Genomic DNA, 21,371 nt, shown 5'->3' on the forward strand with positions numbered 1-21,371 from the left:
GATCACTCTCGCGGGAGAAGGTCGGCCGCTCCCTGTTCGAGCAGCCGATGGGCTGCAGACATGCCGATTTCACGGATCGCATGCATCGGGTCTGCACCATCGGCAGCACTCGCTCCGTTGCCACTGCCGTTCCGACGAATATACCCCCGGTTCAGGGACTCCGTGACGTCGAGTCCGATCCGGCGGTCTCCTCGGGGGTCGTAGACCACGGCGCGAACACGGATATCGTCGCCCGTCACCTGTGCGTGCGCGGCCATCGGAGCCTGACATCCCGCCTCGAGGCCGGCCAGGATCGCCCGTTCGACGGTCACCGCGATGCGGGTGTCCTCATCATCCAGCTGGGCCAGTGCAGCGAGCAGCTCGGCATCCGCATCCGACACGGTCTCGACGGCCAGGGAGCCCTGGCCGGGAGCGGTGGGCCACTCCGACAGCCCGAGGTGTTCGCGCTGCAGCGCCGAGTCCGAGCCGAGACGCGACAGGCCGGCGGCGGCCAGGATGACGGCGTCGAGCTCTCCCGATTCGACGCGCGCCAGGCGCGAGTCGACGTTGCCGCGGATGTCGACGACCTCGGCACGGGGGGCGCGTCTGCGCACCTGCGCGATGCGGCGCGGGGCGCCGGTGCCCACCTTGGCACCCGGGGGAAGGGCGTGCAGTGCGGTGCCGTCCCGGGTGATGACCACGTCGCGGGCGTCCTCGCGCACCGGGGTCGCCGCGATGACGAGCTCGGCGGGCACTGCCGTCGGCAGATCCTTCAACGAGTGCACGAGGATGTCGCATTCGCCGGCGATGAGCGCCTCGCGCAGCCGGTTCGCGAAGATCCCGGTTCCGCCGATCTCCGACAGCGAGGCGCGGTTGGTGTCGCCCTCCGAGACGATCGGCACGAGCTCGACCGGCCGACCGGCGACCTTCGCGAGCGCATCGGCGACATGCCCGGACTGCGCCTGCGCGAGCGCGCTGCGGCGTGTGCCGAGACGGATGGGGGTGGTCACTGCAGCACGTCGGCGATCTCGTCGAGACGAAGTCGGCGCCCGGTGTAGAAGGGCACCTCCTCCTTCACATAGCGGCGCGCGTCGGTGTAGCGCAGGTCGCGCATGAGGTCGACCAGCTCGGTCGGATCATCGGCTTCGAGCGGCAGCAGCCACTCGTAGTCGCCGAGCGCGAACGCCGCGACGGTGTTGGCGAGCACACCCCGGTGCGCCGCACCCTTGCGCCCGTGATCGGCGAGCATCCGGCGACGGTCCTCGTCCGAGGCGAGGTACCACTCGGGGGTGCGCACGAACGGGTACAGGCAGAGCCATCCCTTGGCGTCGACGCCGCGCAGGAACGCGGGCACATGCGACCGGTTGAACTCCGCGTCGCGGTGCACACCCATGACGTTCCACACCGGCAGCAGCGTGCGCAGCAGATCGGTGCGGCGCAGGCGGCGCAGCGCACGCTGCAGCTCCTCCGCCGTCGGCCCGTGCAGCCAGACCATCAGGTCGGCATCCGCCTTCAGCCCGCTGACGTCGTAGAACCCACGCACCGAGACACCGGAGTCCTCGATGTACCCGACGATCGTCTCGAGCTCCGTCGCATCGGCCTCGACGACCGGTGCATCAGGATTTCGGCGCCAGACCGCCCAGAGCGTGAAACCCGAGGGGGTGGCTTCGGACACAGAGTCTTCAAGAACTTCCGACATGCTTCCAGTCTGCCCCTTCCCGGGGGCGCAACGAACCACGCCCTCCGGTACTCAGGTCTTCGCCGTGCTCTGAGGCGTCAGCGCGAGATCGCCCTGGCGAGCACCCACACCACTCCGCCGATGGCGACGGCGACACCCGCGACGGACGCCGCCGCGCCGACCGGATTGCGCCGGGCGAACGCACGGGCACGTCGGATGCCGCGCTGGGATGCCTGCTCGACCCTGCGGGGGATGTTGCCCTTGATCTCGATGGCGGCCAGCGCGGCCTTCAGCTCCGCCCGAGCGGACGCCACGGGGTCGACGATGCCGGCGGGCACCACCGTGCGGGCCTGGCCGGCCGTACGGACCTCCACCGGTCCCCTGTTCGGCTCAGAGATCGTCATGTCCGGCCTCCTTCACGAGACGTACGTCGGTCGCCACGGCCTGACCCGGGTTGTCGCGCTTGACGACCTTGCGGAAGCGCGCCACGCCGAGCAGGGCGAAGATCGCGACCGCCACCAGCAGGAATCCGAAGACGGCGAGAGCCGCGACCCACGCGGGCCACCAGGAGGAGAGCCCGATGATCGCGAACGCCAGCAGCACGGGAATCGCCCAGAACAGCAGGAACAGCACGATCACGAACCACAGGCTGCCGATCCCGGCATCCTTCGCGGTTCGCGACACCCACGCCTTCGCCGCGGCGATCTCCGCGGTGACGAGATTGCGCACCAGCTCGGGCAGGTCTCCGAGCAGAGTCAGCAGGCTGTCGTCGGCGCGGTCGCGGTATCCGCGTGTCATGTCACTCGCCCTCTGTTGTGGACTTCTTCGCTGCCGATCCGGACGTGGCCGTCGACGACCCCTGGCTCTTGGAGCCGCCTGCCGTCTTGGCGTCCGTGGTCCGCTTGGCTTCCGCCGCGGCGTCCTTCACCGTGTCGGCGACCTCGTCCGCGACGTCCTTGGTCGCATCCACCGCGGAGTGCAGGCGCTGCTCGGGGGTGCCGGACGCGGATGCGGCCTTGACCACCTTAACCGCGCCCGTCCAGAGCGCACCGGGAACCGCCGCAGCCTGCGCCTTGGCGAAGTCCTGCACGCGGGTGACGTTGAACTGGACCGGGTCGAGGTGCCAGACCTTGAGCCACTGCGTCTTGATCTGCTCATAGCGTTCGCGACCTGCGCGCGTGCCGAGCACGTACCCTGCTCCGAGCCCGATGACGAGTCCGATCTTGCCCTTCATGGGAGCCTCCTGACGATGGTTGCGGCGTCTTCGTCGACGGCTGAACGCGGTCCCGCCCCCGACAATGGACCTCCAGGCTAGTCGCATATGCCTGATTGGGCATCTGCCCTTGCGCACGACGTCATTAGGACGTATGGGGGTCTGTTCCGTCCTGCCAGAGCAGCTCGCCACGCAGCCGATCCGCCTCGGCGATGGCATCCGGCACGACCTGGGCGAGGCCGGTTCCGGCGAGCCACGCACCCACCGCCGCGAGCCGCGATGTGCGGCGCACGGCCGCGCGCACGGCGGCGCGACGCTCCCCCGCGCCGATCAGCGAGGTCGGCTGCGACTGGACGAACCGCGACCGGTGCGCGGCCAGCAGCTGGTGCGGCCGCAGAGCGACGCCGAGCAGGGCGGACGCCTCCGACAGCGCCAGAGTCGCCGCGGCGTCATCATCCAGCGCGCTGGTGGCGGCCGGTTCGCCCTGCGTTCCGAACGACACCCGCACGACGTGGCGTGCGCCGGCATCACGACGCAGCCACCCCCATTTGGCGGTGGAGTGCGTCAGAGCCTTCGCCGTGTGACTGCCTGGGACGGTGAGCACGCCGCTGCCCCGCGGGGACGCGTCGAGCTCGGGCGCATCCAGCAGCAGGGTGACGATCTCGATCTCCGGGGAGTCCCCGGGTTCCGGCAAGCCGGCGACATGAGGGAGGAGCAGGTCTCGGGCGGCGGGTTCGGCGGTGGCGACGACGAGAGCCGTCGCCGTGAGGGGCGCGACGGGATCGGGGTCCTCGGCGGCGTGCTCGTCGGCATCCGCGGTCTCGTCGTACGCGACCGTCCACTGGTCTCGGTCGCGCTCGAGCCCTGTCACCCGGCAGCCGGTGCGGATCTGGGCGCCGTACTTCTCCAGGTCCGTGCGCAGCGCCTCGACCAGGCGGCTCATGCCGCCGTCGATGCCCAGCACGGCGGCGCCGGGCTTCGTGCCCGCCCGCTCGCCCTGCAGCGCCAGCACCGCACCGCTCAGCGAGCCCACCCGTGTGAGAGCGGCGTTCAGCCCGGGTGCCGCGACGTCGACGTCGACGTCCTCAGGCAGTGCCGAGTACACGCCGGCGGTGACCGGCGCGACGAGCCGGTCGCGTACGCGAGGCCCCATGCGGGAGGCGACGAGCTTGCCGAGGCTGCGCTCGTGACCGATGGTCAGCGGCGGTCGCAGCCGGTCGACGTACGCGCGCCAGACGCCGCGCCAGCCGATGATCGCTCGCACATCCTCCTGGAACGGGTTGGCGGGGATGCCGAGCATTCCGCCCTGGGGCAGCGGGGCGTCGGGCGCGTCGGGGATGCCACTGAGCCAGGCACCGCCGCCCTCGGGGCGCACGATCGCATCCGACAGCCCGAGTTCCTCGACCAGTGCCCTGACATGCCCGCCCCGCGTGGCGAAGCTCTCGGCGCCGGCGTCGACCACGATGCCGTCGAGCACGGCGGACCGGATGCTGCCGCCCGGCTGCGGCTGCGCCTCCAGCACGGTCACGCGCATGCCGACCTTCGCGCATTCGCGCGCGGCGACGAGCCCACCGATGCCGCCGCCGATGACGACGACGTGCTGCTCGGCGGCGCGGGCGGCGAGTTCAGCCGAGTGCTCTGCGGTCATGGGTCGATTCTTCCAGGCGAGTCTGTGCGGGTGTCGGAGCCACCAGGTCGTCCCGGTGTCCGTGTCGCGCCGTCCGGGTCGCAACGGATGCCGCTTGGCCGCGGTCCCACCCGTCCGGGTCGCAATGGAGGCCGCTTCCAGGCGAACGCGACGGCATCCATTGCGACGTGAACGGTGAAGGGACGGACCGGATGCCGCGACAGGACGACGGGCTGAGGCTCAGAGCTCGCCGTGGGCCAGCTGCACGATGCGGGTGAGCTGGTCGGGGTCGGTCTCCGGCGGCACGCCGTGGCCGAGGTTCAGGATGTGACCCTTGGCGCCGCGTCCGCGTGCGATGACATCGCGCACGTGCGCCTCGAGCACCGGCCACGGCGCCTGCAGCAGGGCCGGGTCGATGTTGCCCTGCACGGCGACGTCGTCGCCGACGATGCGGACCGCCTCATCCAGCGGCATCCGCCAGTCGACGCCGACCGCGTCGACGATGCCGCCCAGGCGCATGTCGTCGAGGAACGGCCCGGTGCCGACGCCGAAGTGGATGCTGGGCGCACCGATGCCGTCGAGCGCGGCGTGCGAGTGCGGGGCGATGTGCGTGCGGTAGTCCGTAGGGCTGAGGGAGCCCGCCCACGAGTCGAAGAGCTGCACGACGGAGGCCCCGGCGTCGCGCTGGATCTCGAGGAAACGACGAGAGATGCGCGACAGCCAGCCCGCGAGCTTGTCCCAGGACTCGGGGTCGGCGTGCATCATGGCCCGCGCACGCAGGTGCTCCTTGGACGGGCCGCCCTCGATCAGGTAGGCCGCGAGGGTGAAGGGTGCGCCCGCGAAGCCGATGAGCGGGGTCTCCCCGAGCTCGGCGGTGACGATGCGCACCGCTTCGGCGATCGCGGTGCCGTCGAGGTCGGCGGGGTCGATCGCGGTGATGCGGGCGACGTCGTCCGCCGTGCGCACGGGGTCGGCGAAGACGGGGCCGCGGCCCGGTTCGATCTCGACCTCGACGCCGGCGAGGCGCAGCGGGATGACGATGTCGCTGAAGAAGACCGCCGCGTCCACGCCGTGCCGGCGCACCGGCTGCAGTGTGATCTCGGCGGCGAGGTCGGGGGTGAGGCAGGCGTCGAGCATCCGGGTTCCGACGCGCAGTTCGCGATACTCGGGCAGCGACCTGCCGGCCTGACGCATGAACCAGACGGGGGTGCGCTCGGGCTTCTGGCCGGCGAGCGCGCGCAGCAGATCAGTCATGCCTCCGATCCTGTCACTCCCGGCTATGCGGATGCCGGGCACGGGCGGATGCCGATGTCATGGCAGCCGCGCGACCGCAGGCGGGTAAGGCTCACCTCGGATGCCGCTCATAGCCACCCGGCGTATCCTGGTCTGGTGCTGCTCTGCGTCACAGCGAGTCATAAGACCGCTGCCTTCGAACTGCTCGAACGCCTCAGCCGCCACCCCGAGACCGTCGCCCCGACACTTGTCGAAGCCGGAGCGCAGGGAGCCGTCGTGCTCGCGACCTGCAACCGCTTCGAAGCCTACGTCGAGACCGAGGACCTCGACACGGGTGCCGTCCTGGAGGCCGTCGCGCAGGCCACCGGCGTCCCCGCCGCAGACCTGGACGGCTCCTACCGCGTGGTCGAGGACCGCCGGGTCGCCGAGCACCTGTTCGCGGTGGCATCCGGTCTGGAGTCCGTCGTCTCCGGCGAGGGAGAGATCGCCGGTCAGGTGCGCCGCGCGCTGACCGGCGCCCGCAAGCAGGGCACCACCTCGCCGGCTCTCGAGCGCCTCTTCCAGCGCGCGAGCCAGGCGCAGCGCAAGGTCAAGAACGTCACCGCCCTGCAGCGTGCCGGCCGCTCGCTGGTGCGCCTCTCGCTCGAACTCGCCGACAGCCGCATCGCGGACTGGGCCGTCGAGCGCGTGCTGCTGGTGGGCACCGGCTCGTACGCCGCGGTCACCCTGGCGACCCTGCGCGAGCGCGGCGCGGTCGACATCTCGGTGTACTCCCCGTCGGGCCGCGCCGAGCTGTTCGCCAAGAAGCACGGCATCCGGGCCGTCTCGGCATCCGAGTACGCCACGGCCGCTCAGCGCGCCTCTCTGCTGATCACCTGCACCGCGGCGACCGAGCCCGTGCTGGGGCCCGTGCAGCTGCAGCGCCGCGAGCGCGCAGCGTCCGCCGGATGCCCTCTGCCCCAGCCCGGCGGTTCGCAGCTGGTCATCGACCTGGGCATGCCGCGCAACGTCGACCCCGCCGTCGCGCAGCTGGAAGGCGTCGCCCTGCTGGATCTGGAGACCATCCGCCTGCACGCCCCGATCGAGGAGCTGCAGGCGACGGACGCCGCCCGCGCCGTCGTGCGCGAGGCCGCCGAGGACTTCCTCGCCGCCGGCTCCCGCTCGACCGTCACGCCCGCCGTCGTCGCGATGCGCACCCACATCTTCGGTCTTCTCGAGGCCGAGATCGATCGTGCACGACGCCGGGGAGATGATGACGGACGGGTGGAGCAGGCGATGCGCCACCTCGCCGGCGTGCTGCTGCACACGCCGACGACGCGTGCGCACGAGCTCGCCGCGGAGGGCCGCGGTGCGGAATTCACCGCCGCGCTGGAGACCCTGTACGGCATCACGCCGGAGACGGCATCCCCAGGAGCGGCAGCATCCGACGTCGCCTGAGCGGGCGGAGATGAGCGACACTGAGTCCATGAGCGACGTGAACGACGCGCTGGACGAGGGCCCGTTCTTCCACGGCACGAAGGCCGAGCTGCGGACCGGTGATCTGCTGACCCCGGGGTTCGCGTCGAACTACCGGCCCGAGATCCTGATGAACCACATCTACTTCACGGCGCTGCGCGACGGGGCCGGGCTGGCGGCCGAACTGGCAGCCGGTGATGGCGAGCCGCACGTCTACCTGGTCGAGCCCACCGGGCCGTTCGAGAACGACCCGAACGTGACCGACAAGAAGTTTCCCGGCAACCCCACCCGGTCCTACCGCAGCCGCGCCGCTGCGCGTACTCAGCGAGGTCGACGACTGGACGCGCTTGACACCCGAAGCGCTGCAGACCTGGCGCGACAGGCTGAACGAGATCCGCGAGACGCGCGGCGAGATCATCAACTAGAGGACCTCGCCCGGCGCCTGCGAGACTTGTCCCATGGCCCTTCACATCACCGGAGACCCCGCCGCCGACGAGCTGCTCACGAACAACCCGCTGGCACTGCTGGTGGGCATGCTGCTGGATCAGCAGGTGCCGATGGAGACCGCGTTCGCCGGTCCGCTGAAGATTCACCAGCGCACGGGCGCCGTGGACGCCTCCGCGATCGCCACGCAGGATCCGGACGAATTCCTCACCGCGTTCCAGCAGACGCCCGCCGTGCACCGCTTCCCGGGTTCGATGGCGACCCGCGTGCAGACGCTCTGCCAGACGATCGTGGACGACTGGGGCGGCGACGCCTCGGCACTGTGGACGCGCCCTGCGGCCGGCTCGCAGACCCAGCCGGACGGCCCGGAGGTGCTGAAGCGCCTGAAGAGCCTGCCCGGCTTCGGGGAGCAGAAGGCGAAGATCTTCCTCGCCCTGCTCGGCAAGCAGTACGGCTTCGCCGGGGAGGGATGGCGCGAGGCATCCGCCCCCTACGGCGAGGACGGATCCTTCCGCAGTGTCGCCGACATCGTCTCACCGGAGTCGCTCACCAGGGTGCGGGAGCACAAGAAGGCGATGAAGGCCGCGGCGAAGGCGGGGAAGGCGTGAATCCGACCGGGGACGATGTCGCGGGACTCATCGCCCGCAGCTCACCGGCGATCAGGCGACGGGATGCCGAGACGCTCACCGCGCTGATGCAGGAGGTCTCCGGTCGCCAACCGAAGACCTGGGGCACCATCGTCGGCTTCGGGCGCTGCGAGTACCGCTATCCCACGGGTCGCACCGGGGAGACGGCGCTGCTGTCCTTCGCTCCCCGCAGGGCCGCCACGACGATCTACCTCATCGACGGCGCGGACGCCCACGCCGTCGAGCTCGCCGCGCTCGGTCCGCACACGACCGGAGCCGGGTGCCTGTACATCCCCGACCTCGAGAAGGTCGACCTCGCCGTGCTCCGCGGCATCCTCACCCGCTCCCTCGCCTGGGTCCAGGCCGGCGGCAGCGACGGGATGCAGCTGACGGTCCTCGACTGATCCTCAGTCGCGCGCGGTGCGCTCGGCCTCCCGGGCGGCGACGATCTTGCGCAGCCCGGAACTGGAGAAGCGGTGGTCGCGGCTGTTGAAGTACAGCTCGATGCCGGCCTCCTCGCAGTACGCACGGCCTGTGAAGTCGCGGTCCGCGTACTCGTCGCCGACGATGCGCACGTCGAGCTTGAATGCGCGCAGGATGTCCTCGAGATCCTGCTCCGTGGAGTACGGCACGATCTCGTCGACATACTCGCAACCCCGCAGCTGGATGTAGCGCTCCACCACGGTCTGGGTCGGCGCGTTCTTCTCGGGCCGGTCCAGTGTCGGGTCCATCTGCAGGCCGCAGATGAGGTAGTCGCACTGCCGCTTCGCCTCGGCGAGCATCATGATGTGCCCCGCGTGCAGCAGGTCGAAAGTCGAGAAGGTGATCCCCACCCGCGGACCGGGGTTGTAGTCCTGGTGCTTCTTCGCCGTCTCAACTGTCATCGTCGTCCTCTCAGGTGCCTGTGCTCCGAGTCTATTGGCCATCGGGACATCTGTTCGTCCGCCTCAGTACAGTGAATGCACGGATGCCGCCGTCCAGCCGCACCCGAAAGGAACATCATGCACGACGCAGACGCCACAGGCGATGCACCGCTGCGTTTCGGAGCGAACTACACGCCATCGCAGAACTGGATGCACTCCTGGCTGTCACTGGATCTCGATGACGTGCGCCGCGACTTCGCGGGCCTGGCCGAGCTCGGGCTGGATCACGTGCGCGTCTTCCCGCTGTGGCCGGTGCTGCAGCCCAATCGCACGCTCATCCGGCAGGAAGCCGTCGACGATGTGCGCGCGGTCGTCGACGTGGCGGCCGAGTTCGGGATGGATGCCGGCGTCGATGTCATCCAGGGCCACCTGTCGAGCTTCGACTTCGTCCCCGCCTGGCTGTCCACCTGGCACGACAAGAACATGTTCACCCACCCGGATGCCCTCGACGGCCAGGTCGCTCTGGTCGAGAAGCTCGGCGGGGCGCTGCGCGATGCCGACAACTTCCTCGGCTTCACCCTCGGCAACGAGACGAACCAGTTCTCGGCCGAGACGCATCCGCATCAGTGGCCGGTCACCGAGGCCGAGGCGACGAACTGGATCGTCACGCTGCTGGCCGCAGCCGAGCGCGTCGCACCGGGCCGCCATCATGTGCACAGCGAGTACGACGCCGCCTGGTACATGGACGGCCACGGCTTCACACCGGCGCTGGCCTCACGGCTGGGTGCGATGACCACCGTGCACTCCTGGATCTTCAACGGCACCGCTCAGCGCTACGGCGGACGCTCGACGGCATCCGACCGTCATGCCGAGTACCTGATCGAGCTCTCCCGGGCGTTCGCCGTCGACGCGGCGCGGCCGATCTGGCTGCAGGAAGTGGGCGCGCCCTCGAACTGCCTGATGCCGGAGGAGACGCCCGGATTCCTGGAGGCGACCGTGAGAGCAGCCGCCCGCACCGAGAACCTCTGGGGAGTCACGTGGTGGTGCTCCCATGACGTGAGCAGGGCGCTCAGCGACTATCCCGAGCTGGAGTACTCGTTGGGTCTGATCGAGAACGGCGGCGCGGCGAAGCCGATCGGCCGGCGGTTCGCCGAGATCATCCCCGAACTGCGCGAGCGGCAGACGACGCCGGTGCGCCGACTCGGCATCGTGGTCGAGGTGGATGACGGCGGTGTTCCGGTCAGCCGTGCGGCGATGAGCCCGGGCGGCGCGATCTTCCAGGCCTGGGTGGACGCCTGCGAGTCCGGCGTCGACGCCGCCTTCGTCACGTCGACGGATGCCGTGGACACCGCGCTCCTGGAGCGGCGGGGCATCGCCGAGCTGGTGCACCCCGACCTGTCGTCGGGGGTCGGTGTCTACTCGTCGAACAACACCGTCGTCTGATCCAACACCGTCGTCCGACCTCAGACGGTCGTCCGATCTCTCCCATCGCGAAGGAGCGCCACCGTGCACGAAGAGACCTCGCTCACCGTCGGCCGCGTGAACCGCGTCCTCACCGAGCGCGTCCGCCCCGCCATCCACTCCGCCCGCGTCCCGCTGCAGATCGCCGCGCACGCCCTGCCCGGCGAGCCGATCGCCCCCGCAGACGGTCTCGCGCTGGACTACGAGCCGTTCGCCGCGGGCGGCATGTGGGGCCCCGCGTGGGGCACCACCTGGTTCCGGGTGCGCGGCGAGGTCCCGGCCGAGTGGGCGGGACGAAAGGTCGAGGCTCTGGTCGACCTCGGCTTCGACGTGAACATGACCGGGTTCCAGTGCGAGGCCCTCGCCTATCTGGCATCCGACTCCGGCCCGGTGCCCGTGAAGAGCCTCAACCCCCGCAACCAGTGGTTGCCGGTGGCGGAGGCGGCCGAGGCCGGGCAGGCCGTCGAGTTCTACCTCGAAGGCGCCTCGAACCCCGTGCTGCTGGACTACCACCCCTTCCTCCCGACGCGGGAGGGCGACATCCGCACCTCCTCCTCCGAACCGCTCTACCGGGTGCGGCACATGGACCTCGCCGTGTTCGAACCCGCCGTGTTCGAGCTGGCGCTCGACCTCGAGGTGCTGATCGAGCTGCAGGCCGAACTGCCGGAGACCTCGCCACGGCGCATGCGCATCCTGCAGGCTCTCGACGACGCGCTGGACGCGCTGGACCTGCAGCGCATCGTCGCGACCGCTCCGGATGCCAGGGCGCAGCTGACCGAGGTGCTGGCCTCCCCTGCGGACGCCAGCGCGCACCGCATCGCCGCGATCGGTCACGCGCACATCGACTCGGCGTGGCTGTGGCCGCTGCGCGAGACCATCCGCAAGGTGGCCCGCACCACCTCGTCGATGACCGCGCTGATCGACGAGCAGCCCGACTTCCTGTACGGGATGTCGAGCGCGCAGCAGTACGCGTGGCTCAAGGAGCACCGACCCGAGGTCTTCGCACGGGTGAAGGACGCCGTCGACGCCGGCCGCTTCCTGCCGCTGGGAGGCATGTGGGTCGAGTCCGACACCGTGATGCCGACCGGCGAATCGCTGGTGCGCCAGTTCTCGTACGGCCAGCGCTTCTTCGAGCGCGAGTTCGGCATCCGCTCGAAGGGCGTCTGGCTGCCGGACAGCTTCGGGTACTCCCCCGCCCTGCCTCAGCTGATGCGCCGGGCAGGGTTCGAGTGGTTCTTCACGCAGAAGATCTCCTGGAACCAGCGCAACGTCTTCCCGCACCACAGCTTCCTCTGGGAGGGCATCGACGGGTCGCGCATGTTCACGCACTTCCCGCCGATGGACACCTACAACTCGCAGCTGAGCGGGATGGAGGTGGCCAGAGCCAGCCGGCAGTTCAAGGAGAATCGCGTGGCGACCATGTCGCTCGCCCCGGTCGGCTGGGGTGACGGCGGCGGCGGCACGACCCGCGAGATGACCGGCAGGGCCGCACGCATGGCATCGCTGGAGGGTGCCGCGCAGGTCGAGTGGACGCATCCGGATGCCTTCTTCGCCGACGCTCGCGCCGAGCTGACCGACCCGGCGGTCTGGGTCGGCGAACTGTACCTCGAACTGCACCGCGGCACGCTCACCAGCCAGCACGCCACGAAGGCGCTGCACCGCTGGTCGGAGCAGGCGCTGATCCAGGCCGAGCTGTGGGCCGCGACCGCATCGGTGCGGTCGGGCGCCGACTACCCGTACGAGGAGCTCGACCGACTGTGGCAGCTCGTGCTGCTGCACGAGTTCCACGACATCCTCCCCGGCACGTCGATCGCATGGGTGCATCGAGAGGCCGTCGAGGCGCTCTCGGGTGTGCTGTCGGACGCCGACGGGCTGGCGGATGCCGCGCGCAGAGCACTCGCGGGCGACGGCGACCGCGCACTGGTGTTCACCCCGACCTCGGTCGGCGGCGGACGGGCTCTGGGCGCCCGGTACCAGGACGCGGTCACCACAGGGAGCGGGCAGGCGGCGACCACCGTGACCCCGGAGGACGGCGGCCATCGTCTCACCAACGACGTGGTCTCGGTGCTCATCTCCGCCGAGGGTCTGATCACGTCCGCCGTGGACCTGGCATCCGGTCGCGAGACGATCCCGGCCGACCGGCCCGCCAACCTGTTCCAGCTGCACCAGGACTTCCCCAACATGTGGGACGCGTGGGACATCGACCGCTACTACCGCAATCGGGTCGACGACCTCACCTCGGTGTCGTCGATCACGGCCTCCGCCGAGGGCGGTGTCGCGACCGTCGTCGTCGAGCGCGTGTTCTCGGCGTCGCGCCTGACGCAGACGATCTCCCTCGCACCCGGGTCGCGCACGGTGCTGCTGCGCAATGACATCGACTGGCACGAGACCGAGAAACTGCTCAAGCTCGCGTTCCCCCTCGACCTGTTCGCCCGCGAGACTCTCGCCGAGACCCAGTTCGGGTTCCAGCGCCGCGTCACGCACGTGAACACCAGCTGGGAGGCCGCCAGGTTCGAGACCTCCATGCACCGGTTCGTGCTGGTGCAGGAGGATGACGGCTTCGGCGTCGCGCTCGTCAACGACTCGATCTACGGCTACGACACCACGCGCGATGCGGACGGCGACGACGTCACCACCACCATCCGGCTGTCGCTGCTGCGCGCCCCGCGCTTCCCCGATCCGGACACCGACCACGGCCGCCACGAGATCGAGGTGGGCCTGGTGATCGGAGCGGATGCCGAGATCGCCACCGCCGAGGGCATCCGCCTCAACGCGCTGCCGACGGTCGTGCACGGCGCGAACGAGGTCGAGCCGCTGGTGTCGGTCACCGGTACCGGCATCGTGGTCTCCTCGGTGAAGCTGGCCGACGACCGCTCGGGCGACGTGATCGTGCGCGTGTACGAGTCGCTCGGCCGGCGCACGCGCGGTGCGCTGCATGTGGACTTCGCGCACACCGGCATCCGCGAGGTGTCGCTGATCGAGGACGAGCTGGAGTCACCGCGCACCGGCGGCGAGCTGGTGCTGCATCCGTTCGAGGTGCGGACGCTCCGCATCGCGCGGGGCTGAGCCCGCCGGACCCTCCGCGGGGGTGAGCCGCATCTCCGCTCGCGGGCCGGTCCCCTGGACCGGGTGTCACATCTCCGCGCCGGGCGGTGTCCTATGTCGACGGCATGAGAGACGTGCCGGCGAAGGAGCAGTGATGATGAACGAGGCCCGGATCCCCGCGACACCCGTCACCGGCCTGTACGGCGCCGTGGTGAAGTTCGCCGCGAAGAGGATGCTCGGCAAGGTGCCGGACTCCCTCGGCGCGATGTGGCAGCACCGTCCCGTGATGATGGACATGATGAAGTTCGGCGGCAGGACCGAGAAGTGGCGCGAGCTCGACAAGAGCCTCGGCACGCTCGCGGCCATGGCCTCCGCCGCGGCCGTCGGCTGCAGCTTCTGCCTGGACCTGCACTATTTCATGTCCCGCGACCACGGACTCACCGAGGAGAAGGCGAGGGAGGTGCCGATCTGGCGCGAGTCGAGCCGGTTCACTCCGCTCGAGCGACGCGTGATGGAGTACGCCGAAGCGATGAGCCAGACGCCACCGGCGGTCACGGACGAGCTCTCCGACGCGCTGCTTGCGTACCTCGGCGCCCCGGCCCTGTTGGAGCTCGCGGCGAAGGTCGGCTACCTGAACGCCACGGCGCGCATGAACGTCGCCCTCGGCATCCGCTCCGACGGACTCGCCGATGCCTGCGGTCTGGCACCCCTGGCGACCGGCGCGGCGAGCGGCGTAGCGTCGCAGTCATGAGCGGCACGGCGCACCCGGCATCCGAGGACCCCTTCGTCACCCACCGCGGCCTGCTGTTCACCGTCGCGTACGAGATCCTCGGATCGGCGGCGGATGCCGAGGACGTGCTGCAGGAGTCGTGGCTGCGCTGGGCGGATGTGGATCACGACCGGGTGCACGATCCACGGGCCTATCTCGTCCGCATCGTCACCCGGCAGGCGCTGAACCAGCTGCGCACGGTCTCACGGCGGCGCGAGGACTACATCGGACCGTGGCTGCCGGAGCCGCTGCTGACCACGCGGGACGTCGCCGACGATGCGATCCTCGCCGAGAGCCTTTCGGTGGCTGTGCTCACGGTGCTGGAGACCCTCGCGCCCACCGAACGCGCCGTCTTCGTGCTGCGCGAGGTGTTCGATCTGCCGTTCGACGAGATCGCCGATGCCGTCGGCAAGACGTCGCAGGCCGTGCGGCAGATCGCGCACCGGGCACGAGGTCACGTGGCGGCGCGGCGACCGCGCGTGGAGGTGGATGCCTCGGAGCACGACCGTGTGGTGCGGCGCTTCATCGCGACGTTCGGCTCCGGCGACGTGCAGGGGCTGATGGATGTGCTCGCGCCGGATGTGGTGTCGGTGACCGACAGCGGCGGGCTCGTCTCGGGTGCCGCCCGGCGCCCTCTGCATGGAGCGGAGCGCGTGGTGGCGTTCCTGCGCGGCAGCATCGCCAAGCTCGACGTCGCGTACTCGGTCGCACCGATCCTGGTCAACGGCAGGCTCGCGGCGCGCATCACCGTCGGTGGGGAACTCGTCGCGGTGGTGAACTTCACGGTCGAGAACGACCGCATCACGCGGGTCTTCTCGACGGCCAACCCGCACAAGCTGGCGGGCCTCGCGTCGGAGCATCCGCTCGCGCGCTGACCGACTCCTTGCGGAATGCAAAGGATCTGCGCTTCTTTCGGCGCCGCGAGGCCATAAGAGCGCTCTCCTGTGAGCCAGGCTGGAAGAAGACCACGATGCAAGGGAGCAACCTCATGGAGCACAACGAGAGCAACGACCTCTTCGACAGCGACGCTCTGCTGTACATCGGACGGCCCTACTGGTTCGACCGTCACCCGTCACAGGCGGAGGGCGAGGACTTCTGACCCGTTCGGAACGCCGAGACGCGAGGGCGCGCCGCACCTGCTGAATGACGCCGCCCCTGCTGGTTCACGTGGATCAGCAGGGGCGGTTCGGCGGGACGCACGCGGTCCCGCAGGATGACGCGCGGCCGGTCAGGCGCCGCGCAGGCGCTCGGCCAGGTAGGCCTCCAGGCCGTCGAGCGGCACGCGCTCCTGGGCCATGGTGTCGCGGTCGCGCACGGTCACCGCGTCGTCGTCGAGGGAGTCGAAGTCGACGGTGACGCAGAACGGTGTGCCGACCTCGTCCTGGCGGCGGTACCGGCGGCCGATGGCACCGGCGTCGTCGAAGTCGATCGTCCAGCGCCCACGCAGCGCGTCGGCCACCTGGCGGGCGAGCGGCGAGAGCCGCTCATTGCGCGACAGGGGCAGCACGGCGACCTTGATGGGCGCCAGGCGGGGGTCGAGCCTGAGCACGGTGCGGGTGTCGGTGCCGCCCTTGGCGTTGGGCACCTCCTCCTCCGTGTAGGCGTCGACGAGGAAGGCCATCATCGAGCGGGTCAGGCCGAACGACGGCTCGATCACGTACGGCGTGTAGCGCTCGCCGGACGCCTGATCGAAGTACGTCAGGGAGGAGCCGGACGCTTCGGAGTGGCTGGAGAGGTCGTAGTCGGTGCGGTTGGCCACACCCATCAGCTCGCCCCACTCCTTGCCGGGGAAGCCGAAGCGGTACTCGAAGTCGATCGTGGCCGCCGAGTAGTGCGCGCGCTCGTCTTCGGGAACGTCGAACCGGCGCATGTTGTCGGTGTCGATGCCCAGGTCCTCGAACCAGGCCCAGCACGCCTCGACCCAGTGGTCGAACCACTCCTGCGCGTCGGCGGGCGGGACGAAGAACTCGATCTCCATCTGCTCGAACTCCCGGGTGCGGAAGATGAAGTTGCCGGGCGTGATCTCGTTGCGGAACGCCTTGCCGATCTGGCCGATGCCGAACGGCGGCTTCTTGCGCGATGCGGTGAGGACGTTCGAGAAGTTCACGAAGATTCCCTGCGCGGTCTCGGGGCGCAGGAAGTGCAGGCCGGACTCGTCGTCGACGACGCCGAGGTAGGTCTTCACGAGACCGGAGAACGCCTTGGGCTCGGTGTACTGCCCCTTGTTGCCGCAGTTCGGGCAGGGGATCTCGGCCAGCCCGGTCTCGGCCTTGCGCCCCTTGCGTGCTTCGAAGTCCTCGACGAGGTTGTCGGCGCGGAAGCGCTTATGGCAGTTGAGGCACTCCACCAGCGGGTCGGTGAAGGTGGCGACGTGGCCGGACGCCTCCCAGACGCGCTTGGGGAGGATGACGCTGGAGTCCAGGCCGACCATGTCGCCGCGACCGCGGACGAAGGTCTGCCACCACTGCCGTCGGATGTTCTCCTTCAGCTCGGTGCCGAGGGGGCCGTAGTCCCATGCTGAACGCGAACCGCCGTAGATCTCACCCGCTTGGAAGACGAACCCGCGGTGACGGGCGAGGGCGATGACCTTGTCAAGACGGGACTGTTCGGCCACGGTGGCTCCAATGGTCGGATGCTACGGGGAAGATGCCCGTGATCACGGGCATCTTCGATCTTACCGTCGCCCCCGCTGGCGCACCTCGCCCCCCTCCCGTCGAGAGCACGGAAGGGTGCGGGTGTCGGATGCCGGTGGCATGCTGTGTCCATGGAACAGCGAGTGAGCTTCATCACCCTGGCCGTCACCGACGTCGCGCGCTCGCGGGCGTTCTACGTGGACGGTCTCGGCTGGCAGCCGATCTTCGAGGCGGACGAGGTGCTGATGCTGCCCGTCGCGGACCGCGTGATCCTGTCGCTGTGGAGCGTCGAGGGCTTCACGGCCGAGCTCGGTGAGGCGCCGGCATCCGGCCTCGCGCCCATCACGCTCTCGCACAACCTCGCCACCGAGGCCGAGGTGGATGCGGTGCTCGCCGAAGCCGAGCGGCTCGGCGCCCGCACCCAGAGGGCGAGCCGGCGCGAGTGGGGCGGCTACTCCGGCTACTTCGCCGACCCCGACGGGTTCCGCTGGGAGATCGCCGTCAACCCCGGGGACACCGGCGCCTTCGTGCTGCCTACTTCGTGAACAGGTAGCCTCGGCCCGTCTCGAAACCGGCGATGCGGCGGCCCTGGCCCAGCTGCTTCTCCATCTCGGCGCGCAGACGCAGCCGCCACTCGTGAGCGGCATCGGGGTCGGAGAGACGCATCGACTCGACGTCGGAGGGGATCTCGACGACCGCGACGACGGCGTCGGATGCCGGCGGCTTGGCGATGTCCGCGAGCATCCATTCGACGTCGAGCCGGTCGCTCTCATCGCCCGCGTCGCCGCCGCCGAAGATGCCGTATCGGTTGATCGTGTAGCCGGTCACGCGCGCACCGAGCACCGTGAGGAAGAAGTGCGCGTTGCGCGCGACGAGCGGATCGAACGTCCACGTGATGCGGCCGACCTCCCGGGAGAACGCCCACTGGCGCTGATGCTCCTTGAGCTCGCGCCCCCAACCGCGGCCGCGGTACTCCGGCAGCAGGGCGGTGATGTGCGAGTGCATGGTGCGCTTGCCGGGCTCACCGAAGAAGGCGATCGACGCGCCGACCATGCGCTCCTCTCCGCCCTCGTCGTCGAAGAGACCGACGACGTAGTTGCCGGAGTGCTCCAACGCACGCAGCGTGCCGGCATCGATCACTCGCTCCGGGCCACGGATGGAATCCAGCAGTCCCTGCGCGTCGATGATGAGTTCTACGGTGTCCAGATCACGGATGCTTCGCACGCTCCCAGTCTGCCCCTCACCGCGCTCAAGACGAAACGCCGTGTCATGTCAGCGCGCCGGGAACGCCTTCCCACCGCGTTCGGCGAGCACCTCGAGCGGAGCGTCTTCCAGACGCACGTGCCCGCGCGGCGATATCGCACCGACGAACGGGATGCCGGTGGGCCCCTGCATCCCGCCGCTGACGCGCCAGTCGTCGTGGCTCATATCACCCATCGAACCATCAGCGGAACCCGTCTGACCAGGATGAATGATCCGGTTAGCGTCGACGCATGACCACCACCGGGCAGGACATCACACGCCAGTCGACCGTCATCGCCGCCGCGGTCTTCATGCTCATCGCCGCGGCCGTCGGCGGCGGCGCCTTCGGCGGGGAGCCGGTGTCGGAGTTGCAGGACGGCGCCCTGTCCGCCGAGAGCTCCTACCTCGCTCCAGCCGGACCGGCGTTCGCGATCTGGTCGCTGATCTACCTGGGACTCGCCGCGTACACGATCTGGCAGGCGCTCCCCGGGCAGAGGGGGAACTCCCGGCAGCGCGCGGCGGGATACTGGGTCGCCGCGTCGATGGTGGTCAACGGCCTCTGGCTCGTCACCGCCCGGTACCTGAACCTCGTGCTCACGGTGATCGTCATCGCCGCGCTGCTGGTCGTGCTGGCACGCATCATCGTGCTGCTGGGTCGGCGGCGCGCCGCCGGCATGCTCGAGCTCGTCCTGTTCGACGCCGTCATGGGCCTGCACTTCGGCTGGGTCACCATCGCCACCGTCGCGAACACCGGTGCGTGGCTGACGCAGACCCTCCCCGACGGGATGGGGAAGCAGGCGGATGCCTGGGGCATCGCGGTGCTCGTCGTGGTGGCGGCGATCGGCGCGGCGAGCGCTCTGGTCACCCGTCGCCTGGCACCGGCGCTCGCGACCGCATGGGGCCTGGTCTGGTTGGCGTTCGGCCGATTCGGGGGCGAGCCCGAAAGCACCCCGATCGGGGTCGTGGCCATCGTCGCCGCCGTGGTGATCCTGGTGGCAGGCGTGATCGGCCTGCTCCGCGCACGCAGCTCGTCGGACCGCACCGCCGTCTGACGCGCAGCTGTCAGAGGGTGCGACCGTCGGGATCGCCTGGACGCACGGGCCGCAGACGGGAGGGCGCGGGCCACGGCAGCGTGAAGTGCTCGGCAGGCGGGCGCTGCATGTCGCCGAAGTCGTCGACCTTCACGACCACTCGGCCCGCGGTGCGCCCGTCTGAGGGCGTCACCTCGACGAAGCGGACGCGCAGCGCGTCGGGCGCCTCATCCTCCAGCATCCAGATGTCGGCGAGCCAGCCGAGTCCGACCTTCTCCAGAGCCGCCTCCGCGTCGAGCCAGTCGACAGGGTCGGATGCCGTGCGCCCGAGCACGTCCACGGCGACCCAGTGCGCTCCCTCTGGCCGGATCCAGCCGAGCAGTTCGCCGTCGTCGCGCCGGTGCGGTGTCCAGTCATCGGGGAGCATCACTCGACGGTAGCCGACCGGCCCGGTGTCCCTGAAGCCTGGCCGGGCTCGAGTGCACGACATGCTGCCGAGAGCACGGCATCCGCGCGCGAACAAGCCGTGCGCTCGACGAGGTCCCGTGCTCTCTACCGATCAGGGGTGGGAGGGGAAGCGGCCCGGAGCGTACCGGGAGCCGATAGCCTGGCGCGATGGGCAGGAGCGACGACAGAGCGAGAAGACGCCTGTCGCACAGCCCCTCGCATCCGGCGATCATCGCCGTGCTGGCGTTCGTCGGACTGTGCTCGGCGTTCATGTTCACGCTGGTCGTGCCGTTGCAGGCCGAACTTCCGGTGCTGCTGAATGCGTCCCGTGAGGACACCACCTGGGTGGTCACGATCACCCTGCTCGTCGCCGCCGTCGCCACCCCGATCTCCGGCCGGCTCGGCGACATGTACGGCAAGCGTCGGGTCGTGATCGCCCTGCTGGGCGTGCTCATCCTGGGCTCGGTGATCGCGGCGGTCTCGACCTCGATCGTCGGCGTGATCATCGGGCGCGCCTTCCAGGGCGCCGTGACGGGGGTCGTCCCGCTGGGCATCGCGATCCTCCGCGACGTCCTGCCCCCGGCGCGACTGGGCACGGCCGTCGCCCTGATGAGCGCGACCATGGGCGTCGGCGGCGCGGTCGGGATGCCGGTCGCGGCCCTGCTCGCCGAGCACGCCGACTGGCACACGCTGTTCTGGCTCGCTGCGGGCCTGGGCGTCGTGGGGCTCGTGCTGGTGATTATGGTGATCCCCGATGACGTGCTGCTCGCGCCGGGACGGCTGGACATCCCGGGCGCGATCGGGCTGGCGATCGGACTGACCGGTCTGCTGCTGTACGTGTCGCGGGGTGCCGAGTGGGGCTGGGCGGCCCCCTTCGCGCTGCTCTGCCTGGTCGGCGGCCTCGTGGTCCTGTTCCTCTGGGGCTGGTACCAGCTGAGAGCGACGGATCCGCTGCTCGACCTGCGGGTCGCCGTGCGCCCGGCTGTGCTGTTCACCAACATCGCGGCGATCGGGATGGGCTTCGCGCTGTTCTCGTCGAACGTCACGTTCCCGCAGATGCTGGAGCTGCCCGCGGAGACGGGCTCCGGTCTGGGCATGGACATGCTCGGCGCGGCGCTGATCGTCGCCACGTCGGGCGTCATGATGATGGTGGTCTCGCCGTTGTCCGGCTGGCTGGAGCGCACGGTCGGTCCGCGGCCGCTGTTCACGATCGGCACCGCCGCGATCGTGCTCGCCTACGTGTTCGTGCTGATCCTGTCGACGCAGATCTGGCACTTCCTGGTCGCCAACGTGCTCATCGGGATCGGCATCGGGTTCACGTTCGCCGCCATGCCGATGATCATCATGCGCGCCGTGCCCGCCCACGAGACCGGGGCCTCGAACGGCCTGAATGCGCTGTTCCGCTCCGTCGGCACCTCGACGGCATCCGCCGTGATGGGCGGCGTGCTCGCGGCCATGAGCATTCAGGTCGACGGCGTCGCCGTGCCGACGCGCGAGGCGTTCCAGGTCTGCTTCTGGCTGGCCATCGTCGCAGGCGCCATCGCCTTCCTGCTGACGTTCCTCATCCCCAGGCGCCCGCATTCCGAGGAGCGCCCCGCCCTGCGGGACTGACGGCTCGACGGGGC

Annotated in this window: 23 protein-coding genes and 1 pseudogene; 12 read left to right on the plus strand and 12 right to left on the minus strand. The window is 70.0% G+C overall.

What is annotated here, in order from left to right:
* Positions 1-2 precede the first annotated feature (2 nt).
* The 7 genes from hemC to hemE all read right to left on the minus strand — a co-directional run bounded on the left by hemC (position 3) and on the right by hemE (position 5,751).
* Positions 3-989, minus strand: a complete 987-nt coding sequence (gene hemC, locus ACFQY2_RS01325) for a hydroxymethylbilane synthase (RefSeq protein WP_378743802.1) — start codon at positions 987-989, stop codon at positions 3-5.
* On the minus strand, positions 986-1,678 hold the full coding sequence (hemQ, locus tag ACFQY2_RS01330; RefSeq protein WP_378743803.1) for a hydrogen peroxide-dependent heme synthase: 693 nt from the start codon (positions 1,676-1,678) through the stop codon (positions 986-988). Before hemQ ends, hemC begins: the two co-directional genes overlap by 4 nt.
* A gap of 77 nt (positions 1,679-1,755) precedes the next feature.
* Positions 1,756-2,061, minus strand: a complete 306-nt coding sequence (locus ACFQY2_RS01335; RefSeq protein ID WP_378743804.1) for a hypothetical protein — start codon at positions 2,059-2,061, stop codon at positions 1,756-1,758.
* Complete coding sequence (locus ACFQY2_RS01340) at positions 2,048-2,455, minus strand: phage holin family protein (RefSeq protein ID WP_378743805.1); 408 nt, start codon at positions 2,453-2,455, stop codon at positions 2,048-2,050. Before ACFQY2_RS01340 ends, ACFQY2_RS01335 begins: the two co-directional genes overlap by 14 nt.
* Before the next feature lies 1 nt (position 2,456).
* A complete protein-coding gene (locus ACFQY2_RS01345; protein ID WP_378743807.1) occupies positions 2,457-2,891 on the minus strand; it encodes a hypothetical protein in 435 nt (144 codons plus the stop codon).
* 124 nt (positions 2,892-3,015) lie between these two features.
* Positions 3,016-4,518, minus strand: coding sequence for a protoporphyrinogen/coproporphyrinogen oxidase (locus ACFQY2_RS01350; RefSeq protein WP_378743808.1), 1,503 nt, complete (start codon positions 4,516-4,518; stop codon positions 3,016-3,018).
* Between the two features lie 219 nt (positions 4,519-4,737).
* On the minus strand, positions 4,738-5,751 hold the full coding sequence (gene hemE, locus ACFQY2_RS01355) for a uroporphyrinogen decarboxylase (protein ID WP_378743809.1): 1,014 nt from the start codon (positions 5,749-5,751) through the stop codon (positions 4,738-4,740).
* A 135-nt stretch (positions 5,752-5,886) separates the two neighbouring features.
* On the opposite strand from hemE, the gene ACFQY2_RS01360 reads away from it, so the two are divergent.
* The 4 genes and pseudogenes from ACFQY2_RS01360 (at position 5,887) to ACFQY2_RS01375 (ending at position 8,659) form a co-directional block, all read left to right on the plus strand.
* Positions 5,887-7,167, plus strand: coding sequence for a glutamyl-tRNA reductase (locus tag ACFQY2_RS01360; protein WP_378744999.1), 1,281 nt, complete (start codon positions 5,887-5,889; stop codon positions 7,165-7,167).
* Positions 7,168-7,177: 10 nt separating this feature from the next.
* Positions 7,178-7,610 (plus strand): annotated as a pseudogene (arr, locus tag ACFQY2_RS01365) (NAD(+)--rifampin ADP-ribosyltransferase).
* A 33-nt stretch (positions 7,611-7,643) separates the two neighbouring features.
* Positions 7,644-8,237 carry an HhH-GPD-type base excision DNA repair protein gene (locus ACFQY2_RS01370; RefSeq protein ID WP_378743810.1) on the plus strand — a complete coding sequence of 198 codons (594 nt, stop codon included), beginning with the start codon at positions 7,644-7,646 and terminating at the stop codon, positions 8,235-8,237.
* Positions 8,234-8,659, plus strand: coding sequence for a DUF1801 domain-containing protein (locus tag ACFQY2_RS01375; RefSeq protein WP_378743811.1), 426 nt, complete (start codon positions 8,234-8,236; stop codon positions 8,657-8,659). Before ACFQY2_RS01370 ends, ACFQY2_RS01375 begins: the two co-directional genes overlap by 4 nt.
* 3 nt (positions 8,660-8,662) lie before the next feature.
* On the opposite strand, the gene ACFQY2_RS01380 is transcribed toward ACFQY2_RS01375, so the two are convergent.
* Entirely contained in the window at positions 8,663-9,139 is a 477-nt protein-coding gene (locus ACFQY2_RS01380) for an adenylyltransferase/cytidyltransferase family protein (protein WP_378743812.1), read from the minus strand.
* Between the two features lie 117 nt (positions 9,140-9,256).
* On the opposite strand from ACFQY2_RS01380, the gene ACFQY2_RS01385 reads away from it, so the two are divergent.
* The 5 genes from ACFQY2_RS01385 to ACFQY2_RS01405 all read left to right on the plus strand — a co-directional run bounded on the left by ACFQY2_RS01385 (position 9,257) and on the right by ACFQY2_RS01405 (position 15,492).
* On the plus strand, positions 9,257-10,561 hold the full coding sequence (locus ACFQY2_RS01385) for a glycosyl hydrolase (protein WP_378743813.1): 1,305 nt from the start codon (positions 9,257-9,259) through the stop codon (positions 10,559-10,561).
* A 63-nt stretch (positions 10,562-10,624) separates the two neighbouring features.
* Complete coding sequence (locus ACFQY2_RS01390) at positions 10,625-13,645, plus strand: alpha-mannosidase (protein WP_378743814.1); 3,021 nt, start codon at positions 10,625-10,627, stop codon at positions 13,643-13,645.
* Between the two features lie 133 nt (positions 13,646-13,778).
* Positions 13,779-14,375, plus strand: coding sequence for a carboxymuconolactone decarboxylase family protein (locus ACFQY2_RS01395; protein ID WP_378743815.1), 597 nt, complete (start codon positions 13,779-13,781; stop codon positions 14,373-14,375).
* Positions 14,372-15,268: an RNA polymerase sigma-70 factor gene (locus tag ACFQY2_RS01400; RefSeq protein ID WP_378743816.1), complete on the plus strand. Its 897-nt coding sequence runs from the start codon at positions 14,372-14,374 to the stop codon at positions 15,266-15,268. Before ACFQY2_RS01395 ends, ACFQY2_RS01400 begins: the two co-directional genes overlap by 4 nt.
* A gap of 95 nt (positions 15,269-15,363) precedes the next feature.
* On the plus strand, positions 15,364-15,492 hold the full coding sequence (locus ACFQY2_RS01405; protein WP_378743817.1) for a hypothetical protein: 129 nt from the start codon (positions 15,364-15,366) through the stop codon (positions 15,490-15,492).
* Between the two features lie 129 nt (positions 15,493-15,621).
* Here ACFQY2_RS01405 and ACFQY2_RS01410 read toward each other — a convergent pair whose 3' ends face one another.
* Positions 15,622-17,007 carry a glycine--tRNA ligase gene (locus ACFQY2_RS01410; RefSeq protein ID WP_378743818.1) on the minus strand — a complete coding sequence of 462 codons (1,386 nt, stop codon included), beginning with the start codon at positions 17,005-17,007 and terminating at the stop codon, positions 15,622-15,624.
* Positions 17,008-17,157: 150 nt separating this feature from the next.
* Between ACFQY2_RS01410 and ACFQY2_RS01415 the strand changes: the two genes are divergently transcribed.
* A complete protein-coding gene (locus ACFQY2_RS01415) occupies positions 17,158-17,571 on the plus strand; it encodes a VOC family protein (RefSeq protein WP_378743819.1) in 414 nt (137 codons plus the stop codon).
* Here the strand turns inward: ACFQY2_RS01415 and ACFQY2_RS01420 are convergent.
* Positions 17,561-18,250 (minus strand): GNAT family N-acetyltransferase, encoded by a 690-nt coding sequence (locus ACFQY2_RS01420; RefSeq protein WP_378743821.1) that lies wholly within the window; start codon positions 18,248-18,250, stop codon positions 17,561-17,563. The genes ACFQY2_RS01415 and ACFQY2_RS01420 overlap by 11 nt on opposite strands.
* 48 nt (positions 18,251-18,298) lie before the next feature.
* The gene (locus ACFQY2_RS01425; RefSeq protein WP_378743822.1) at positions 18,299-18,454 is read right to left on the minus strand and encodes a hypothetical protein; all 156 of its coding nucleotides are present in this window, start codon (positions 18,452-18,454) and stop codon (positions 18,299-18,301) included.
* A gap of 65 nt (positions 18,455-18,519) precedes the next feature.
* On the opposite strand from ACFQY2_RS01425, the gene ACFQY2_RS01430 reads away from it, so the two are divergent.
* Positions 18,520-19,320 carry a TspO/MBR family protein gene (locus ACFQY2_RS01430; protein WP_378743823.1) on the plus strand — a complete coding sequence of 267 codons (801 nt, stop codon included), beginning with the start codon at positions 18,520-18,522 and terminating at the stop codon, positions 19,318-19,320.
* A 10-nt stretch (positions 19,321-19,330) separates the two neighbouring features.
* Here ACFQY2_RS01430 and ACFQY2_RS01435 read toward each other — a convergent pair whose 3' ends face one another.
* On the minus strand, positions 19,331-19,726 hold the full coding sequence (locus ACFQY2_RS01435) for a hypothetical protein (RefSeq protein WP_378743824.1): 396 nt from the start codon (positions 19,724-19,726) through the stop codon (positions 19,331-19,333).
* Positions 19,727-19,914: 188 nt separating this feature from the next.
* On the opposite strand from ACFQY2_RS01435, the gene ACFQY2_RS01440 reads away from it, so the two are divergent.
* Positions 19,915-21,357 carry an MFS transporter gene (locus ACFQY2_RS01440; protein ID WP_378743825.1) on the plus strand — a complete coding sequence of 481 codons (1,443 nt, stop codon included), beginning with the start codon at positions 19,915-19,917 and terminating at the stop codon, positions 21,355-21,357.
* The last annotated feature ends 14 nt before the right edge of the window (positions 21,358-21,371 follow it).

This window comes from Microbacterium sp. GCM10027623 (genome assembly GCF_042666935.1).
Taxonomy (GTDB): Bacteria; Actinomycetota; Actinomycetes; order Actinomycetales; family Microbacteriaceae; genus Microbacterium.

Excerpts from the sequence above, each read along its gene's own strand:
- hemQ (WP_378743803.1), bottom strand. The coding sequence starts at position 1,678 with ATGTCGGAAGTTCTTGAAGACTCTGTGTCCGAAGCCACCCCCTCGGGT.
- ACFQY2_RS01335 (WP_378743804.1), bottom strand. The coding sequence starts at position 2,061 with ATGACGATCTCTGAGCCGAACAGGGGACCGGTGGAGGTCCGTACGGCC.
- ACFQY2_RS01340 (WP_378743805.1), bottom strand. The coding sequence starts at position 2,455 with ATGACACGCGGATACCGCGACCGCGCCGACGACAGCCTGCTGACTCTG.
- ACFQY2_RS01345 (WP_378743807.1), bottom strand. The coding sequence starts at position 2,891 with ATGAAGGGCAAGATCGGACTCGTCATCGGGCTCGGAGCAGGGTACGTG.
- ACFQY2_RS01350 (WP_378743808.1), bottom strand. The coding sequence starts at position 4,518 with ATGACCGCAGAGCACTCGGCTGAACTCGCCGCCCGCGCCGCCGAGCAG.
- hemE (WP_378743809.1), bottom strand. The coding sequence starts at position 5,751 with ATGACTGATCTGCTGCGCGCGCTCGCCGGCCAGAAGCCCGAGCGCACC.
- ACFQY2_RS01370 (WP_378743810.1), top strand. The coding sequence starts at position 7,644 with ATGGCCCTTCACATCACCGGAGACCCCGCCGCCGACGAGCTGCTCACG.
- ACFQY2_RS01380 (WP_378743812.1), bottom strand. The coding sequence starts at position 9,139 with ATGACAGTTGAGACGGCGAAGAAGCACCAGGACTACAACCCCGGTCCG.
- ACFQY2_RS01385 (WP_378743813.1), top strand. The coding sequence starts at position 9,257 with ATGCACGACGCAGACGCCACAGGCGATGCACCGCTGCGTTTCGGAGCG.
- ACFQY2_RS01395 (WP_378743815.1), top strand. The coding sequence starts at position 13,779 with ATGATGAACGAGGCCCGGATCCCCGCGACACCCGTCACCGGCCTGTAC.
- ACFQY2_RS01400 (WP_378743816.1), top strand. The coding sequence starts at position 14,372 with ATGAGCGGCACGGCGCACCCGGCATCCGAGGACCCCTTCGTCACCCAC.
- ACFQY2_RS01405 (WP_378743817.1), top strand. The coding sequence starts at position 15,364 with ATGCAAGGGAGCAACCTCATGGAGCACAACGAGAGCAACGACCTCTTC.
- ACFQY2_RS01415 (WP_378743819.1), top strand. The coding sequence starts at position 17,158 with ATGGAACAGCGAGTGAGCTTCATCACCCTGGCCGTCACCGACGTCGCG.
- ACFQY2_RS01425 (WP_378743822.1), bottom strand. The coding sequence starts at position 18,454 with ATGAGCCACGACGACTGGCGCGTCAGCGGCGGGATGCAGGGGCCCACC.
- ACFQY2_RS01430 (WP_378743823.1), top strand. The coding sequence starts at position 18,520 with ATGACCACCACCGGGCAGGACATCACACGCCAGTCGACCGTCATCGCC.
- ACFQY2_RS01435 (WP_378743824.1), bottom strand. The coding sequence starts at position 19,726 with ATGCTCCCCGATGACTGGACACCGCACCGGCGCGACGACGGCGAACTG.
- ACFQY2_RS01440 (WP_378743825.1), top strand. The coding sequence starts at position 19,915 with ATGGGCAGGAGCGACGACAGAGCGAGAAGACGCCTGTCGCACAGCCCC.